The organism is Catenovulum sediminis, assembly GCF_007289895.1.
Taxonomy (GTDB): Bacteria; Pseudomonadota; Gammaproteobacteria; order Enterobacterales; family Alteromonadaceae; genus Catenovulum; species Catenovulum sediminis.
Genome location: NZ_CP041661.1, coordinates 205,854 through 225,294 on the forward strand (window position 1 = coordinate 205,854; position 19,441 = coordinate 225,294).

Consider the following 19,441-nt stretch of genomic DNA (forward strand, 5'->3'; position numbering starts at 1 on the left):
GTTTATATGACCATATAAACTATATAAAGCGTAACAAAGGTAATAAAAATGTCGCAACAACGCCTTTCTATAAAAGAGAAACTGGGCTATGGGTTGGGAGATACGGCGAGTAACATTGTTTTTCAGATACTGGCCAATTTCATGCTGATTTTTTACACAGATGTTTTTGGCATTAGTGCTGCCGCTGCCGGAACTTTAATGCTGGTTGTGCGACTATTTGATGGTATAACTGACCCAATTATGGGCGGCATTGCAGATAGAACGCGTACACGTTTTGGTACTTATCGGCCTTATTTATTAATCATGTGTATTCCGTACGGTATGCTCGCCGTTGTGGCTTTTACCACCCCTGATATAGCACAAGATAGCAAGTTGGTATATGCCTATGTATCTTACGCGCTATTAATGACCTGCTATACCGCAATCAATATACCTTATTCAGCACTAGGCGGCGTTATGACCAGCGATCCTCGCGAACGCGCTTCATTACAATCATTTCGTTTTGCCATGGCAATGAGTGGGGGGGTCATTGTCGTTTGGGCATTACCACAATTAGTAGATGCGTTTGCAGAATATGGCCAGCAAACAGGTTATCAGTACGCAATGGCAATTTTAGCATTGTTAGCGGTTGTCTGCTTTTTAACCTGCTTTTTATTAACTGAAGAGCGAGAACAAGTAAAAGTCAGCAAACAATCAAGTATCATAAAAGATTTCGCTAGCCTATTTAAAAATGACCAATGGGTTTTAATGGTCGTCATCACGGTATTTGTTTTAACATTAATTGGTCTGCGTTCCGCCATTGCCCCTCATTATGTTAAATATTATGTAGGTGATGAATCACTTACCAGTAACTTTTTAACTATGGGTATGATAGCTTCTGTTTTAGGTGCACTGGCCACTCACTTCTTGTCACAGAAGTTTGGAAAAAAACCACTCTTTCAATTTGGTCTGATCATCGGTGTTATTGCGCATGCCGCTTTGTTTGTGTTGCCAGCATCACAGATTGTATTCATCTTCTTCGTATTTTTTGTTGCTAACTTTGTGCACATGATAGTAACGCCGCTGATGTTCTCAATGATCGCAGATACAGTAGATTATGGACATCTCAAAACCGGTAAAAAAATTATGGCAATGACATTTTCAGGTCATTTGCTCGCTATTAAATTAGGTTTTGCCATTGGCGGGGCGACAGCCGGTTGGTTGTTAAGTATTTATAACTATGTACCCAATCAGGCACAAACCAAAGAAGCGTTAAGTGGAATAATGTTAGGATTTGCGGCCGTCCCTGCAGTGTTACTGGCAGCCGCTTACTTTGTCATGAACAAATACAAATTAACTGAGGGTAAGCTCTACAAAGTACAGGAAAAACTGAGCATATCTGAATAGCTGTGATCACCAAGACACATCTTGCCCAAAAATAGCGACATTCATCTGTTGTTGTATTTTGGGCTTTGACGTCAGCAGATCAATAAAGCGCTAAAAAAACTAGCTAAAAACTGCCCCGTTGGGTTAAAAATCCTCATTAATCGGATCGAACCACAAGGCTTTGCGTCCAATCGGAGTTTGTGGAGTCAACCCCGGGTTATTTAGCTCTATCACGATACGCTGCTTAACATTGGCTTGCTTTAAGGCTTGTTTGACCTGTGTGTCATTAAAAAATAATGTTTCAAATGTGCCATCCGCAATCATATTTTCCAAACCATTTTTTAAATAATCGTGTAATTCGGTATTCCCTTTGCGTACAAAAAAATAAAACGGGGCTGTGTATTTAAGCAAGAGATAGGGTTCGACAGCCAGATTATATTTGGCTTCACGTTCAATTTCACTAAAGGGTTCGGGTAACCCCGCGGAAAATAATCAAACCGGCCACCTTCCAGCATTGGAAATAAATTCAAGTACTTTAATTCTTTAACAACTTTCAATTGGTTACTTTCCAGAATTTTGGTATCCGCCCACATTAAACCCTGCCCGGCTTTAAATTGTTGTAAATCCTGTAAACTTGATACATTTTTAAATAAATTTAGGTTCTGCGCTTTTACAAGAGCAATTCGCATGCCAATAAGCCCTCGATATAAGGGTATATATACTGCTTGAAACTTTTCTTCGTGTGCTTTGCTCGTTAGCGTCCACATCAAATCACGTTCACCGGATAAAATCTCGGAATGTAACTTGGGCTCTGATGTTTCAATGCCACTCTTGTCATCTGGGTAAACGATTGTGTACCCACCTTCGCGAGCAATCAAAGCTTCCAGTATGCGGTTGGGTAGCTTACCTTCGCTACTGAGTCCCTGCACGGTTAAATTCGGTTCAGCATAACAATTCACTGTGACCACACAAACAGCAAAAATTGAACAAAAAAATCTCAACATTTTTTAACATCCTCATTTGCATCAAAATGATTAATTTGACTAAAACACAAACATAATAGTCACAAAAACCATAATGTTTCAATATGAAAAACGTGCAAATTCAACACAAACACAAAGATTTAAAAGTTCATAAACAGTGTTAAACAATAAATTACAATTTAAAAACCACAAAAAACCGAACATTTGTTTAATAAAAAGTAAATAAATATTTATAGCAGAGTTGACCAAATAGTAATAGTCAAATAAACTACCTACAACATAAGATATAACTATTTTTTTAGTCGGCAACAACACATTCATTACAAATAAACAACAGGTGTAAAATGGCACATACAATAAAAAATATGAAAAGCTTCAAAAAAAGCTTGATTAGCCTAGCAGTTTTGGGGTTGTTACAACCGGTTTATGCAGCAGAGGACAGTCAACAAGAAACTGAGACAATCGAAGTAAAGGGCATTCGCGGTAGCGTTATATCCGCTCAGGCGATAAAGCGCGATGCAGATACTTTCGTTGATTCAATTACGGCAACGGATATTGGCGCCTTGCCAGATTCAAGTGTACTGGAATCTTTAGCACGTGTGCCGGGTGTATCAATCGACCAGTTTGCTTCACCGAATGATCCTGACCATTTTTCTGCGCAGGGCTCAGGTGCTGTTGTAAGGGGGATGAGCCAAACCCGCAGTGAATTTAACGGTCGCGATTCGTTTTCTGCAACGTCGGGCCGAGGGTTAAGTTTCTCCGACGTATCTTCAACCATGATGGCCGGTGTGGATGTATACAAAAACCAAACAGCCGATATGATTGAAGGTGGTATTGCCGGCACCATCAGTTTACGTACCCGTAAGCCTTTTGACAGTCAAGGACGTAAAGTAGCCCTGACTCTAGAAGCCAACTATGGTGACATGGCAAGCGAAGTCACGCCAACAATTGCTGGCTTGTACAGTGACCGATGGGAAACTCAATCTGGTCACTGGGGGATTTTAGTGAATGCTTCGCGCTCTGAAATAGCCACTGAATCACATGGTATTCAGTCAAAACGTTTCGAATTTAGACCCTTAGAGCAAATGATTGAAGCTGGTGCTGTGGCCGAAGATGCACCTTACTATACCTATAATGGCACTTTTGCAAATATTCCAGAGGGCGTTGAAGTAGGCGACCGCGGTATTTTAATGCCGGCGGGTTCTAATTTAACGATGAAAAACGATACTCACATTCGTTCAGGTTTAGCGGGCGCGCTCCAATGGAAAAGCTTAGATGGCGATATTGAAGCTTCATTGCAGTTCATGCGTTCAAAATCAGATTCTTCTTGGAAAGAAAATGCGTTAAAAAGTGATGTAGGATATGCGTCACGAACGGATGAACAATTTACTTACCCGGCGCCAGATGATCAGTGGGATATCACACCAGAAGGCACATTCCAAAGCGGTACGATTTCTGATAGAAGAAGTGGTTGGCGAGGTGATGGCGAGCGCTGGTCAAATATGAATGAAGTACATAACTTCGGTCTACAAATCGGCGCGGATACCCGATACCATGAAGATATATCTGTCGTCGATGATTTATCATTCAATGTGCGCTGGATGGCCAATGACAACTGGGAATTAGAAGCTGATATTCAACATATTGAAGCGGCTCGTGATACCTATGATATGCAACTTATTTACGCTGTGCGCGGTGTTCAAAATTATGATCTGATGGGGGGAGATGACTACCCAACTTTGCATCTTGGTAATCCGTTTGCCCATATGACAAATGAGCAGCTAACCGCACATTATGAACAATACGGGGTTGACTACACAGGTGATGACTATTTCACTCAGCCAAGCTCTTATTTGATGCATGCAGGTATGGACCACTTTGGTGATAGTGAAGGCACTTCTGATGCCATTCGATTGGATGCAAAATATTTCCTTGACGACAATGTATTCTCATCAGTTAAATTTGGTGTGCGCTATCGTAAACGTGATCAAACAATTCGCTTAACTCAGTATGACTGGGGCAAATTAGCGCCTATGTGGAAAGATCGCGGTTGGTTAGATTCAGAGCTTATGATTGATGCGGGTCTTGCAGACGAATACGATGTTATTAACTGGGGTGATTTTTATCGTGGCGATGCGCTCAATATTCTGGGCGGCAATCAAATGTTCCACCCATCTGAAGCATTAGTTAAAGATAGATACAATTTAGGTGACCGACTTGCGCCCTTAGCAGCCGATGACTGTCTAGACTTTGTTATGGCAGATGATAGGGTATCTGAAGATGACTGCTCTGAAATCAACTTAAATGGATATTTCAAAGATAACGAAATCAGCCATACATCAGAAGAAAATAAAGCTGTTTATGTCCGTATTGACTATGATACCGATATTGCCGATCACCGAGTTTCAGGTAATTTTGGTGTGCGTTTAGTTGAAATTGTCAGTGAAACCGATGGTTTTATGATATTTCCTGAAATGAACACAACCACTCCAGCACCTGAAGGTTGGGACCCATACAATTATAATATTGAAGCGTATGATTTATTTGCTGAAGAATCTGAATTCTTGGGTGATGCCTACAACTACTTACCACAAGAGATAAAAGGGTTTGCCAGCGGTGCTTACACCAAAAACTTTGCGAAAAATAAAACACGCCGAGTACTGCCAAGTTTTAACCTTAAAATTGAACTTACCGATGACTTATTGGCACGATTTGCGTTATCAAAAGCCATAGCATTGCCGGATATAGGCGATTTACGCAATTATACCCGATTAGGCCCAATTGCTTACACCACGTCGGTCAGTTACAAAGACCCTTACTATCACGCTGAAAATCCGCATCCAGATGCACCTGCAGATTCTACAACTGGGATGCCGGTCGATGAATTTGGTGAAGATTTAGAGCAACAAAGAGTCATTAATCCTGACTCAGTTATATTTGAAGGTTGGAGTGGTAGTGCAGGCAATCCATTCTTAAAACCAATGGAATCAAACCAACTGGACTTATCACTTGAATGGTATTTTGCAGACGACGGTTCAATTGTCTCTTCTTTCTTCTATAAAGACTTAAGTAACTTCTTTATTAAAGGGGGTTACAATGTCGATTATACGAATCCAGATACAGGGGTTACTCAAACCGCTATTATTGACGGCCCAACCAATGGCGGCAAAGGCGAAATGAAAGGGGTGGAATTAAGCTATAATCAATTCTATCAATTCTTACCTTCTCCTTTTGACGGCTTAGGTTTACAAGCAAACTACTCGTACATTAAAGCTGAAGGGGTCCCTAACTCAAATTTGGATAGTTCTGATGTGGCTAACGAAGGTGGGGGTGAAGCACTGGATATATTTAAAGGCCAGTTACCATTGCGTGGTCAGTCTGAGCATACGGCTAATTTAATTGGTATGTATGAAAAAGATGGCTGGTCTGCAAGGATAGCCTACAAATGGCGTTCAAAATTCTTGTTAACGTCTAAAGACGTTATTACTGAACTACCTATTTTCAATGATGACGAAGGTCAGTTAGATGCTTCATTATTCTATCAATTAACTGACAGTATCAAAGTTGGTGTGCAAGGCGTAAATCTAACAGCGGAACAAACGAAAACATTCCAGCAAGTCGACAATAATTTACAACTCGGCCGCTCATGGTTTACCAAAGATCGACGATATCAGTTGATTATTCGCGCAAACTTTTAATTAATGCAATATTGTATTAATTGAAGGGTATTTGGATGACATTTTGGGGTGTGATGGCGACAATTAGACGCGGTCTAAATCACACTCGTTTTATACCATCTGGGTATCGATAACCTGTATTCAGGTTAAAATCAGCAGGCTAAACTTAGGGCGTGTTTATCTTTGTATTATTTTTGAGCAATAGGCTATTTTAATCATTAACAAAGCAGAATGAGTGGGGTTTAGTCATTCTAAATAAACGAATTCTAATGCCGTTAAGGGTTAAAATAGCCATTGCCCTTCGGGCTGAGGACAAAATGATCTTATGCAGCGTTAGAAATAACTTATTTAGATGACTAAACTTCATTATTTCTGCCTTGCCTAAGACCATTTTTTCTCTCAGCTCAAATTATAAACAAAGATAAACACGCCCTAGGTTTCGCCTGCTTTCTCGTAGAGAATATAATTAGGTAATGATGATGCAATCAGTTTCTCGACCTAAGTTAATAAAAAATATTGTTATATTAGGCGGAGGAACGGCAGGCTGGATGACAGCCGCAGCCCTTTCCAAAGCACTTAAACCTGACAATATTCAAATAAAACTGGTTGAGTCTGAGCAAATTGGTACTGTCGGCGTCGGCGAAGCAACCATCCCCCATATCCGTACTTTTAACAGTTTGTTAGGCATCAGTGAAAGCGAATTTATGCAGGCCACTGAGGCTACATTCAAATTAGGTATTCAGTTTAAAGGCTGGGGCAACAAAGATTCTGATTATTTTCATCCATTCTCAGATTTTGGCGAGGCATATCAACAAATTAATTTCCAAAATTTATACCTTAAAGCCAAGCAAGCCGGATTGAAGCTACCTTTTGACAACTTCTCAACCGCTATTGCAGCTTCACGAGAAAAAAAGTTTTGTTTTGCGCAAAACCTACCGCCACCACTTTTGAACAATTATTCCTATGCCTATCATTTAAATGCCACTGCTTATGCCCGTTTTTTACGGCAATACAGTGAACAAAGAGGGGTTAAACGCGTTGAGGGCAAGGTTACAGCGATTAAGACTAAATTACCTGACGGCGATATTTGCTCGCTAACCTTAGACAATGGAAAAACGGTAGCAGGTGAATTATTTATTGATTGTTCTGGATTTCGAGCACTGCTTATCGGTCAACTTTTAAAATCTGACTATCAAGACTGGTCACACTGGCTCAAATGCGACAGTGCCATCGCAATTCAAAGCCCGCTGCATTCCAGCCCGCATCCCTATACTCAAGCAATTGCCCATCAAGCTGGCTGGTATTGGCATATTCCACTGCAAACGCGCTGTGGTAACGGCATCGTTTACAGCAGCCAGTACCTATCCGATCAGCAGGCGCTGGTTCAATTGCAAGCAAAAATTGGTTTATCTAAAAACGCGCGCATAAATGGTCCAATACGCTTTCGACCGGGAGTGCGCCAGCGCGCTTGGGTTAAAAACTGTATTGCAATTGGCCTTTCAAGCGGCTTTTTAGAACCACTGGAATCTACCAGTATTCACCTGATTCAGGCCAGTATTTTTAAACTCATCGAGCTTATGCCGGCTGATAATCAGTTTGCTCTAGCGCGCGCAGAATATAACCGGCTAATCAATTATGAATACAATACCGTTCGCGACTTTATTATTTTGCATTATTACTTAAATCAGCGCAAAGAAGCATTCTGGCAAGATTGTCAAAGTATCGATATACCCGACAGTTTAAAGCACAAAATAGAAACTTTTAAACTAACAGGTATTTTAACTGAGAACCAACAAGGTTTATTTTTTAAGCCCAGTTGGCAATCCGTATTATTCGGACAAGGTTTAACACCGAAGCAAACCGATCCCAGAGCGGATTTGATGACCAATCAGCAAGCATTAGATTTTGTTTTGCGTTATCTTGACAAGCAAGATGAGACCGTTCGTCAAATGCCGGGACATGACTGTTGGCTTAATCAAATCGGAGTCATGCGTCAATGAAAATTTTAATCTTAGGTAATAATTTGGCTGCCTGGATGACTGCTAAGGCTTTATCAGTCTATTCCCATTTTGAAGTTACTATAGCGGGAAAAAAATCTTCAAATAATCTACCAGCCATTCAATCCGCACTCCCCTATTTTGACGAATATTTAAAACTCGCTCAGATCCCCAAAAACGAGTTTACTCAACAAGTAATCAATCAGCCTTTGTTAGCTCATCAGGTGATGACTAATATTAATAACGCGTCACAACAACATTGGTTTGCATTTAGTGAATATGGCGCACCGTTGGGACCACTTGAATTTCATCAAGCTTTTGCCCGGCTCAAGCACAATAGATGGGTAAAAGATGATTTCTGCAACTATTCTTTGGCTGTTTTACAAGCCAAACATGGCAAATATCAAGTCAGTTCAAAGAATCCGAATTCTGCTTATTCCACTTATGTGAATGGCTACATCATAGATACTGCATCTTTTATTCATTATCTACAAATGAGCTGTCCAAAGGTTAAACAGTTGGATGCGATTCCGCCCTTAACAGCGGCTCATGATCTCATCATAAATTGCAGTATTGCACCTAGCAAAATGCCGCTCACAGCCAACTCTATTAGTTGGCTTGAACCGTCCTGCCAAAAGTTTACGGGTCAGTATCATAAAACCATTGAAATGACTGCGCATGGCTTGCTCAGTAAACTTGCATTGCCCGATAACAAAAACATGAGTCAATGTCAGCTCACATTAAACCACTTGCCAGATGCACTCAGCGATGATCAGACTGCGATCAATCGAATTGTTGCGCAATACACTCAACAGGCAAGTGACATTCGAGTGAGCAAACAGTTGACCCCAGCTGAAAATCAGGCGTTTTATCGTGCTAGTCACATTGCTTTTGATGTTCAGTGGCAACAATTAAAAAGCTGGTCTTATTCAGCAATCGATACAATCAGTGTATTTATCGTCAACCTATTTGAGCATTTCCCGCGAAGAAACGACAATCAAAAATTAAACTCTATTTTTACTGAACACTACACTAAACAGATACAGTCTCTTCAGCGTTATGATCAACTTCTCCATGCTATTTTTTCAAAAGAGACGAACAATAACAGTATTAATTTATTTAAAGAATCCGGCAGAATTCTGCAGTTAGACCCAGACTTAATAAAACCAGATTGGATCATTGGATTATTGATGTCATTTGATATTATCCCTGCAAAATGCAGCCCATACGCCAACCAGCTAACCGAAGCACAATTGGTCAGTCACTGCGAAAAAATCAAGTCGGTTTTCAACCAGAAAGTAAAGAATATCTAACAATTTTCAGAGGCAAAAATGACTGATAATAATATAACAAGCATTTTAATTGTAGGCGGTGGAACCGCTGGTTGGATGACAGCTGCTGGGCTCAGTCGCTTTATAGCTAAGGGATGTCAGATCACTTTGGTTGAGTCGGCTCATATCGGCAGTATCGGTGTGGGAGAAGCCACAATCCCACAAATTCAGGTATTTAACAAAACACTCGGCATCAATGAAAATGACTTTATAAAAAAAACTCAGGGTACTTTTAAGCTGGGTATTGAGTTTGTTAACTGGGGTCAATTAAATGATTCATATATTCATGGCTTTGGCCATTTAGGGCAAGACATGAGCGCTTTGCCTTTTCATCACTATTGGTGGAAAATGCGCAAACAAAATAAAGCTGAACCTTTAAAAGACTACGCGCTTAATTGCTGTGCGGCCTATCAGAATAAATTTATGCGCTCTATTGATGCGGGCAACTCTCCGCTTTCCAATATTGTATATGCGTATCAGTTTGACGCTGGGTTATACGCACAATATTTAAAAGACTATGCCATTGGACTGGGTGTTCAGCATCTAATTGCAGATATAGATTCAGCATCTGTCAACGCGCAAACTGGCGCTATTGAATCCGTCTCGCTTAAAGACAGTACACCTTTATCAGCAGATTTATTTATTGACTGCTCTGGTATGCGTGCGTTGCTGCTAGAAAAAACACTCAATATCGGTTACGAAAACTGGCAACATTGGCTGCCAACCGACTCGGCCTGGGCCGTACCCAGTGAAAAACTGAATCCACTACCGCCTTATACCCGCTCTACAGCGCACTCTGCTGGCTGGCAATGGCGTATTCCTCTACAGCATAGAACCGGAAACGGTCATGTATTTAGTAGTGCTTATATGGCTGAAAACACGGCACGCGATATTTTATTAAGCAACCTAGACACACCTGCAATCAATGATCCCAAACTCATTAAATTCACCACAGGTAAACGCAAATCTTTCTGGCATAAAAACTGTGTCGCAATTGGTTTATCTAGCGGGTTTATGGAGCCGCTAGAATCTACCAGTATTCATTTAGTACAGTCTGCTATCGCGCGTTTAATGGCGTTATTCCCAGACAAAAATTTTAATCAAGCCAATATCGACGAATTTAATCGTCAAACCCATTTTGAATACGACAGTATTCGCGATTTTATTATTCTGCACTATAAAGCAACGCAACGTGAGGATTCAAAATTCTGGCGTTACTGCAAAAATATGTCGGTGCCAGATAGTCTTGCCGAAAAGCTTGAGTTATTTAAAGCGAGCGCACATGTAATGCGTTATAACAATGAGCTTTTCAATGAAAATAGCTGGATTGAAGTGTTATTTGGTCAAAATATTGAACCCGAAAGCTATCATCCCCTCACCAATATGATGAGCGAGCAAGAGATCCAGCAAAACCTGCTCAACATTCGTAATGTTGTCCAGCAATGTGTCGATTATATGCCGTCACACAATGAGTTTATACATCATCATTGCAAAGCCTGATGATCAACAATTAACTGATGTCTCCTTTTCTAGACGCTTAACGACCAAAAAAACCGGCTTTAATACAAAGCCGGCTTGAGGCTAAACTACTTAAATGGCAAGCAGTATATTCTATCTGTGTGCTTTATTGAGAGCAGCTTCCGCTGAAGCAATCGCTGGTAGAACCGAATCCGATAACACCATTGCACTGCATCATTTCAGAATATGAGCCATTGCCACAACCACCGTCATAAGCGGCTGTATTATATTCCATATTTTCTGCCTGACGGGTTTCACCGTTAACTTGAATATAATCTAATACAACATCACGGCCAGAGGCATCATTATCAAATTCAACGTTGATGTCTCCACTCGCATTGCCCAGATATACATAATTTTGATTGTTAGTTGTCAGATACCAATCAGCAACAGTCGTACCACCAACATTAAGTTTAATGTGTTCACTACCAGTGGTACCACGAGCACGTACGGTAATACCTGAGCTACTACTGCTAGTGCCTTCACTTACTGTAATATTCGAACTACCACTACTTTGGTATCCTTCGGTCGCCATCACCATATAATCATGCGTACCAAGGTTTAAACCATGGCTGGCCCAAGCATCAAAGTGATTCCCCGTCGTAATCGTGCCACCGGTTCGTTTTTGCTGCCTAACACTCCAGTATTGATAAAACGTAGCATTGCCCTGAATAGAAGGTTGATTCACTCTTTGAGTTCGGTAAATGTCATAAGTACCGCCATCAGTTGTTACTGTACCGTAATAAGTACCACTTTCACCCGGACGATAAGTCCCCCAGTTATCAACAATATAGTATTCAACCAATGGATTTGTTGTCCAACCATACAGAGTTAAATACCCATTGCCGGATGGCGTAAAAGTACCGGAATAATTTACTATTTTTCGGCCACCTGTACTCCAGCCTTTACCACCAACCCAGTTACCTGTATTGGTCCATGAAGAACTATAGTTACCACCCGCCCCTAACGTCATACTAACGGTCCCGGGTGCATCGGTCCAAAATGAATAGAAATACCCATTATTATAACCGGTCTCATTGGAAGTTAGCGTCTGAGCCTGAACCGATGAAAAAGTTAAGGCGGCAGCTGCGATAATCATTCTAACTAAATTCGTATTTTTAATTCTCATAACGAGATTCCCTATTTTTAAGTGTTTATCAATTAAACATTTTATTCAGCCTATTCTGTAGTCCATCAGTTAAACAGAACAAAAACCGAACAGTTATAGTCTTGATCACATTTACAAACGTGTCAACGCCTATCACATTTAATTAACCTAAAAATCACACAATAAAAATAGAGTCATTAACAAATTGATAAATAGCTAAAAAACTAAAATAACTCAATATGATTGACTTAAACATCATTCAACAAAATGCAGTAAAATGACAACCTTATAGTCAAAACCAATAAATTAAATAAAGACAGATACAAGACGCCTCTCCAGTGATGCGCTGGGCGTTTTTATAGCAAGATTAAATTGAAATGGGATTCACAGCCGCTGATTCTTTTTATCGATAAGTGCCTGTAAATGTTGTAATGAATGCATTACGAGAAAACAGGGTTGCAGTAAGTTTTGTTTGTGAAGGTTAATCATAGCTTGCTCTGCCAATCCTGCTAAACGCTCTGAAGCTATGGTATATAAGCCGTCAATAGATTGCTGAGACTGATTAGCAAATGTGATATCCAACTTAACCGGCTCTAACAAGTTATATTCTTGCAACAACTTAATAAACTGTTGCGTCGGTTCTGCACCATTATAAATGGCTTCGAGTACAGAGATTTTGCGCTGTAAGTAAGCACTCGCCTCACCTGTATCGTCAAAAATTCGTTCACCTTCGGTAGTACTGACAGCTGGGCTCTGCATATCAATAAAAATACTCCCGTCAGTTTGTTCAATTAAAAACGGGTGTCGCTCAAACGCCAGAGGAATCGAGCTGGACTGCCATTGTCCGTCTGCTAAAAACAGATTTTCATTGTCGCTAAAGCCTAACAATGCCACCAGCACAAAATCACCCGTTTGACTATTTTTCGAAAAAAATAGTGAAAACTCGGCTGCCAGCCTGTCTACCTCGGTAATTAGCACTGGTGCGATTTGTGTAGCAACTTGCAAATCATGGAGCTTACTTTCACAAACTCTTAAATTTTTATGCGCTGTTTTACTCAACATCTGATAATCGTTAGTCATTTAGATCGCCTTCATGCCAAAAGTTTTAATTTTATTCAATAGCGTGCGGTTGTCCGGCAAACTGTTTAGCGCTTTTTGCTTAATCTGTTTGTTTTCATTTATACTTTGCGCATATCTTTGCCGTTGCTGCGAGCTCATTGCCAGTGCTGCTTGAGTATCAAAGCCCATACCATATAAGACATACTGATAGCTTGCCGCAGGAAACACCTCTTCTTTATATAAAAAGTCATGCATATAAGGGCTTTGATACTGCCAAAGCTGCAATAACTCTTGTAAAGAATCAGGAATAGTCTGCGGATCTCGGTTATCACACCAAAACTGACTGTCTGTTCTTTTACTCAATACATAATGTAATTTTAAGAAATCAACTATGCTGTTCCATCTGTGCGTATTTAACTGATTGAAGCGCTTAGCAATAATCGGCATAATCGCTTTATTTTCAGGTAATTGATCGCGAATATAATTAGCGCTGAGTTCAACTAATACTAAAGCTGAAGCTTCAAGAGGCTCAAGGAAACCAGCAGCCATGCCGACAGCCACGCAGTTATGCTTCCAAAATTCTTTACGGTGTCCGCATGGAATTTTAATTTCTTTGACGGTTGTTTCTTTAAGCGGTTTACCCAAATAATCAGAAAATTGCTTGAGTGCCTGATCATCACTCATATGGCGTGATGAATATACATGCCCTGTCCCACGTCGACTAGTTAAGCCTATATCCCAAATCCAACCAGCGCTCTGCGCAGTCGATAAAGTATAAGGTAAAATAGGAGAATCTTCTGATTCATACGGCACTTGGGTTGCTATCGCTCTGTCGATAAACAAAACATCACTTTTATCAACAAACTCGGTGTTCAATGCCTTGCCCAACAGTAATGAAGACATGCCAGTACAATCAATAAATAAGTCAGCTTGATAACTTTGTCCATCCTGCGTTTTTACGCTATTAATATCTCCCTGCTCCGAAACCAATACTTCATCCACTGTGCCGATAATATGCTGCACATTCAACTTTTGCTGACAATGCTGTGATAAAAACTCTGTCAATTTACCCGCATCCAGATGATAGGCATAATTTGCCGCAGCAGCATATTCTGGCATTAACAAGGTTTTGGGTGCTAAATTTTTTTCACAAATAGCTTCCTGAAAGCTGACTGAGTTTGAGAAAGAATCACTCGGATTTTCTAGCCAAAACGGTGCAAGGTTTATATCAAGAAAGTCTTTGGGCAAAGTGAGCGGGTGATAGTAAAAATCGTCTTTTTTACCTGTTACCCACTGACAAAATTTCGCACCCTGTTTAAAAGAGACGTCACAATAGCGAAAGAACTCGGTTTCTGAAATCCCCATTTTTTGCAACGTGGTTTTCATTGTAGGCCAAGTCCCCTCACCAACACCAATAGTTGGCAGTGTGCTGGATTCTAACAAACTAATTTTTACACTCTGACCGTGCCGTGCAGCAATAATCCCAGCAGTCAACCAACCTGCAGAACCACCACCCACAATCAAAATCGAACTAATTTTGCTGTTTGTCATTTCTCACCTGCCAAAATCGTAAAAGGCCACAATAAGTGGCCCATAAAGAGCCTAATTTAATTGAGTGCTCAATTAAAAGCTACCTCGAATGCCTACAGAATAGCGAGCACCTACATCAGTTGCCTCAACCAACTGATTTGCATATCGACCGTGTGAACGATAAGCTTCATCTGTAATATTAATCCCTTCAAGGAATACAGACAGCTCGTCATTTAAGTCATAACTCACCGTTAAATCTAACTGAGAATAGGCATCGACTATGGTTGGTTCTGTCGTTGATAAAGTATTTTGACCAAATCTTTGTAGAAATTCATCACGCCAGTTATACGCTAAACGAGCTTGGAAACCATCTTTCTCATAATAACCAACCAAGTTCGCTGAATGACTTAGGCCGGTAACCGCAAAGGTTTGGCCGACGTTTTCGCGGTCAAAATCACTATCGGTAAATACTAAGGTCACGTTAGCAACGGTCCCAAAACCCGTATCTCCAAAAGCATACTGGCCTGCGATTTCATAACCATAAACTTGTGCATCTTCACCATTCGCGGGTCGACTTACATTAAATATTGCCACTTTGTCTTGAGCATCCGGCCCAGTTGGATCAGTACCGGTTGACGGGTCGGTTACACCATTAATGTCTTCTTCAAACACTCGAGTCACAATAAAGTTACTCACGTTTTTAACAAACGCCCCTACCGAAACATAATCGACATCACTAAAATACCACTCAGCAGACAAATCCAAGTTATCAGATACAAAAGGGCGTAACCCTGGATTACCGGCCGAAGCATCTAATAATCCAGGACGCGTACCGCGAATAGAGCGTACAGAAGTCATATCATTTAAAGACGGACGAGTAATCGAGCGAGATGCGGCAAATCGCATTATAAGTTCATCAGTTGCTTCATATTTAACCGACAAACTAGGCAATAAAATATTGTAATCTGATTCATCGGTATACTTAATAAAGTCAGATTGAATGCGATTCATATCCTCTTCTGGATCGGTAAACTCCAACTCAAGCAAAGTTTGCTCATTACCGGTTGAAGCAATTTTAGTGTCTTCATAGCGCGCACCAACTACTATCGTTAACGGCTCACCCGCTAGCTCAGTAAATGAAGTTAATTCAAGATACGCTGACGTTGTTTTCTCGTTAATTGTATATGAACTTGTTTGATATTCTGGATAGAAATAATCTAACGGTAGATTATCATCAATATCCTCCAACCAATGATTTCGCACAACAATTGGATCAAAGTTAAACCAGCCTAAATTGACATCCGCAAATCCGCCAGCCCCTCCAAAAGCATCCATAAAGCCACCAACAGGGTTCCAGTTATAATCTTCATCTCTTACATCCTGACTACCATAAACATCCCACGCAAAATCATCCCAAGTTTGGTCGTTTTGCGCGTTGCGAATATCTTTAGTTTGGTCGGTATACATTAAACCGGCTTTAACCTTGGTATTACCACCATCATCAAAGCTATAATCAAAACGTGTTTGATCAATTTGATCTTCACGATTGTCCTGATACATCTCGTTTACCCAGGTACGTAACCCTGCGCTGCCATTAGCTGCCATGTCTTGTGTATCAAATGTAAAATATGCCAACTCATCTGACACTTCAAAACCCCACGGCGTATCAAACTGGACATCTGATTGATTAATATTAAACTCACCGTCTGGGTTAGACTCTGACTTCGCAGTGCTATATTCAACCTCTATTGTAGACGAGTCTGTTAACTTCCACTCAGCGCCTAGTGCTGCTGATTTATTGAGTGTACGGGAAACTTCTTTACCTGCAAAAAAGTCAACTGCACTCGAGCCTTGATCGTAAGCGATTGTAGTGCCGTTATTATCAAAGGTGATCGACTGTGCTGTATTTTGCGAGAACCAGGTCGCAGCTTCTTGTTTGTACCGATCAACTTCTTCATCTGCATACATTATATCCAGCGTTGTGCTTAAGTTATCAGATGGCTTATATTGCAAAACTAGGTTACCGTTAATACGGGTACGTTCATCCTGACGTCTGCTATACATAGATTGCTGAGGGACAAAATAATTATCACTGGTTAACCCTTGAACGTTTTCAACGCCGCTGATATTCGGGTTTGTATTCCAGCGCGTTACCGCCAGTCTATCTTCTTCTGTTTTGCGCTGTTGGTAAGCACCCGCAAATAAAATGCCAAAGTTATCCGTTATTTCACGGCTGATTAAACCTGAAATTTGTGGCGTGATTTCCCCAGCTTTAACATCAGATGACATTTTAGCACTGGCTGAAATTTTATCTCCTAACGCCAGTGGCCTTGCGGTTGTGATATTAATTAATGCACCTATACCACCAGATTGCATTGCAGCAGACGAAGTTTTATAAACTTCAACACCGCTCACCATTTCAGAAGCGATATCACTAAAATCAAATGCCCGACCTTCACCACTATTTGGCATTTGACGACCGTTTAACGTCACTAAATTAAACGAAGGTCCCATACCACGTACAGTTACCTGCTGCCCTTCACCACTGCTGCGGTCGATCGATACACCGGTAATTCGTTGTAATGACTCAGCCAAATTTGTATCTGGAAATTTACCTATATCTTCTGCTGATATTGCGTCAACAACGCCGTTGCCATCCTGTTTCACACTCATAGACGATATCAGACTTCCTCTGATACCGGACACTTTGATAACCTCAGTTGATGCGCCTTCCTCAGCGGCTAAAACGGGTGTCGCCGCTAACGCAGATAAAATTGAAACTGATAGTAATGTTTGTTTAAACATAGCCCCTCTCTCTCTAATTTGAATTCGTGCTTAATAACGTATGTGTCGCTCATCCCATACGGCCAGTAGTTGTCATTTAGACCATATAGTATATAGATATATCATACACGCACCACAACCGCAATCTAATTAATACAATTATTTTACATTAACCACGATAAAAAATATAAACCGCTGATTATAAATGCTTTTTATACAGACCCTTTCTCTCTAATTTTAATAAGATGTCTAAAAATAATTAAGCCATAATACAACACAGCACATTAACATTATAGTTCAAAGGACTTTTACATAAGGGAGATAGGAAGGGAAATAGGAGAGAAAATAAGGGTAAAAAGAGGACTAAAAAAGAGTAAGCCAGGAAAATCGACACGGACTCGCCAGCTCAATTGGCTCGCCTGTTTGAGGTAAGCCAACTGAGCTAACAGGTTTTAACTTAATCGATCAGCTAACGAAGCTTAACCACAAGCACTGAATGCTGAGGCAAGGCCACAGATAACCTACCTCGCTTGATTGCATACCCTACTTTTTCTGGTTTAACGCGCTCAGGTTGAGAAAAAGAATTGAAACTATTCATTTTTTCGGAGGTCAGTAACTCTCCCTCTGCTCGTGTAAAAACCTTGTTTGTAAGTTTTAATTTTACATCAGCCAGATTTTTTGAAGATAAATTAACAAGCGATAAATAAATATAACCATCTTTAGCTTTAGCTGCTGACACACTTACGGCTGGGTAACTATCATCCCCGGAGCTTTCGTAGTCCATCGTGTCTATCTCGAGCGGAATAAATTGCGCATCCTGAAACGGCGCATACATCTTAAACGTATGATAGGTCGGCGTCAGTATCATTTTTTCTTTGTCCGTCAGTATCATCGCCTGTAATACATTGACCATTTGAGCAATATTTGTCATCTGTACGCGCTCAGCATATTGATGGAATATATTTAGATTTGCAGCGGCTACCACAGCGTCACGGATAGTATTTTGCTGATACAAAAACCCAGGGTTGTGCTCGGGTTCAACATCGTACCAAGTTCCCCATTCGTCGACATAAAAACCGATATTCCCTTCAGGATCATGAGTATCCAATACTTTTAAATTATCCCGAATAAACTTTTCAATCTTGAGTGTATTCACCATAGTTGAGTCCCACTCAGATTGCGGAAAATAGATGGCCTTACCCTTTTTATTCCAGTCGTTGGTCGGTAGCGTATAATAGTGAAAAGAAATCGCATCCATTTTAGCGCGTTTATTTTGACTTAAAACTTCAGTCCACTTGGTATCGTCTCCGGTACCGCCACTTGCAACAAACACCGGTGGCTTACCACTATATGTTTTGGCGAAAGTTGCATATTGATTATATAAATCGGCGTAATATTCAGGCGTCATGTTACCACCACAACCCCAAGCCTCGTTACCAATCGTCAAATAATCAATTTTAAACGGTTTATGTCGGCCATTCGCACGTCGCTCTTGAGCTAGGCTTGAATTATTCGTCGCTGTCATATATTCGAGCCACTGTGCCATCTCCTTTGCGGTACCTGTACCTAGATTAACATTCAAGTAAGTCTCTGCGCCGATCATTTCGGCAAACTCAAAAAATTCATGTGTGCCAAACTGGTTACTTTCTTCAACCCCACCCCAGTTTGAATTAACCCGGGTTGGACGTGACGCTCGATTACCAATGCCGTCTCGCCAGTGATATTCATCGGCAAAACAGCCTCCAGGCCACCTGACGACAGGCACTGGTAAATTTTTCAATGCGTTAATCACATCATTGCGATAACCTCGGGTATTGGGAATATCTGAATCTTCCCCTACCCATATTCCTTCATATATACCTCTGCCTAAATGCTCAGTAAATTGGCCATAAATATTTTTGTTGATCGTAAAAGTTGTATTATCCGTGTCCACTGAAATCACAGCCTGATTTTCAGCTAGAACAGAAAACGCACTTAATGTACACGTAAGCAAGACACTGGACAGTAATTTATTTGGCAATTGAAAAGCGAATTGAATCATTTAATACCTTTAGCGTGTAAGTTATAAAAGAGAAAAAGCCGGTGAAAA

Annotated in this window: 12 protein-coding genes; 5 read left to right on the forward strand and 7 right to left on the reverse strand. The window is 40.6% G+C overall.

The genetic code is table 11. From position 1 onward, the window contains the following. Nucleotides 1–48: 48 nt before the first annotated feature. Complete coding sequence (locus FNT16_RS18375; protein ID WP_143873277.1) at nucleotides 49–1,386, forward strand: glycoside-pentoside-hexuronide (GPH):cation symporter; 1,338 nt, start codon at nucleotides 49–51, stop codon at nucleotides 1,384–1,386. A 123-nt stretch (nucleotides 1,387–1,509) separates the two neighbouring features. Here the strand turns inward: FNT16_RS18375 and FNT16_RS18380 are convergent, their stop codons facing one another. Both FNT16_RS18380 and FNT16_RS18385 read right to left on the reverse strand, forming a co-directional pair. Next, nucleotides 1,510–1,698, reverse strand: coding sequence for a hypothetical protein (locus tag FNT16_RS18380; protein ID WP_143873278.1), 189 nt, complete (start codon nucleotides 1,696–1,698; stop codon nucleotides 1,510–1,512). A gap of 8 nt (nucleotides 1,699–1,706) precedes the next feature. Then, nucleotides 1,707–2,369: a hypothetical protein gene (locus FNT16_RS18385; RefSeq protein ID WP_143873280.1), complete on the reverse strand. Its 663-nt coding sequence runs from the start codon at nucleotides 2,367–2,369 to the stop codon at nucleotides 1,707–1,709. A 323-nt stretch (nucleotides 2,370–2,692) separates the two neighbouring features. Between FNT16_RS18385 and FNT16_RS18390 the strand changes: the two genes are divergently transcribed. From FNT16_RS18390 to FNT16_RS18405, 4 genes are all read left to right on the forward strand, one after another. Then, a complete protein-coding gene (locus FNT16_RS18390) occupies nucleotides 2,693–6,046 on the forward strand; it encodes a TonB-dependent receptor (RefSeq protein WP_143873282.1) in 3,354 nt (1,117 codons plus the stop codon). Nucleotides 6,047–6,498: 452 nt separating this feature from the next. After that, entirely contained in the window at nucleotides 6,499–8,025 is a 1,527-nt protein-coding gene (locus tag FNT16_RS18395; protein ID WP_143873284.1) for a tryptophan halogenase family protein, read from the forward strand. After that, nucleotides 8,022–9,335 (forward strand): tryptophan 7-halogenase, encoded by a 1,314-nt coding sequence (locus tag FNT16_RS18400; RefSeq protein WP_143873286.1) that lies wholly within the window; start codon nucleotides 8,022–8,024, stop codon nucleotides 9,333–9,335. Before FNT16_RS18395 ends, FNT16_RS18400 begins: the two co-directional genes overlap by 4 nt. Nucleotides 9,336–9,353: 18 nt before the next feature. Then, complete coding sequence (locus FNT16_RS18405; RefSeq protein WP_143873288.1) at nucleotides 9,354–10,853, forward strand: tryptophan halogenase family protein; 1,500 nt, start codon at nucleotides 9,354–9,356, stop codon at nucleotides 10,851–10,853. Nucleotides 10,854–10,977: 124 nt separating this feature from the next. Here the strand turns inward: FNT16_RS18405 and FNT16_RS21060 are convergent, their stop codons facing one another. The 5 genes from FNT16_RS21060 to FNT16_RS18430 form a co-directional block, all read right to left on the reverse strand. Continuing rightward, a complete protein-coding gene (locus tag FNT16_RS21060; protein ID WP_143873290.1) occupies nucleotides 10,978–12,000 on the reverse strand; it encodes a glycoside hydrolase family 11 protein in 1,023 nt (340 codons plus the stop codon). A 363-nt stretch (nucleotides 12,001–12,363) separates the two neighbouring features. Next, nucleotides 12,364–13,059, reverse strand: a complete 696-nt coding sequence (locus tag FNT16_RS18415) for a SapC family protein (protein ID WP_143873291.1) — start codon at nucleotides 13,057–13,059, stop codon at nucleotides 12,364–12,366. Continuing rightward, nucleotides 13,060–14,589, reverse strand: coding sequence for a tryptophan halogenase family protein (locus FNT16_RS18420; protein WP_143873293.1), 1,530 nt, complete (start codon nucleotides 14,587–14,589; stop codon nucleotides 13,060–13,062). A 72-nt stretch (nucleotides 14,590–14,661) separates the two neighbouring features. Then, entirely contained in the window at nucleotides 14,662–17,373 is a 2,712-nt protein-coding gene (locus FNT16_RS18425; protein WP_143873295.1) for a TonB-dependent receptor, read from the reverse strand. A 448-nt stretch (nucleotides 17,374–17,821) separates the two neighbouring features. Next, entirely contained in the window at nucleotides 17,822–19,393 is a 1,572-nt protein-coding gene (locus FNT16_RS18430) for an alpha-N-arabinofuranosidase (RefSeq protein ID WP_143873297.1), read from the reverse strand. Between the last annotated feature and the right edge of the window lie 48 nt (nucleotides 19,394–19,441).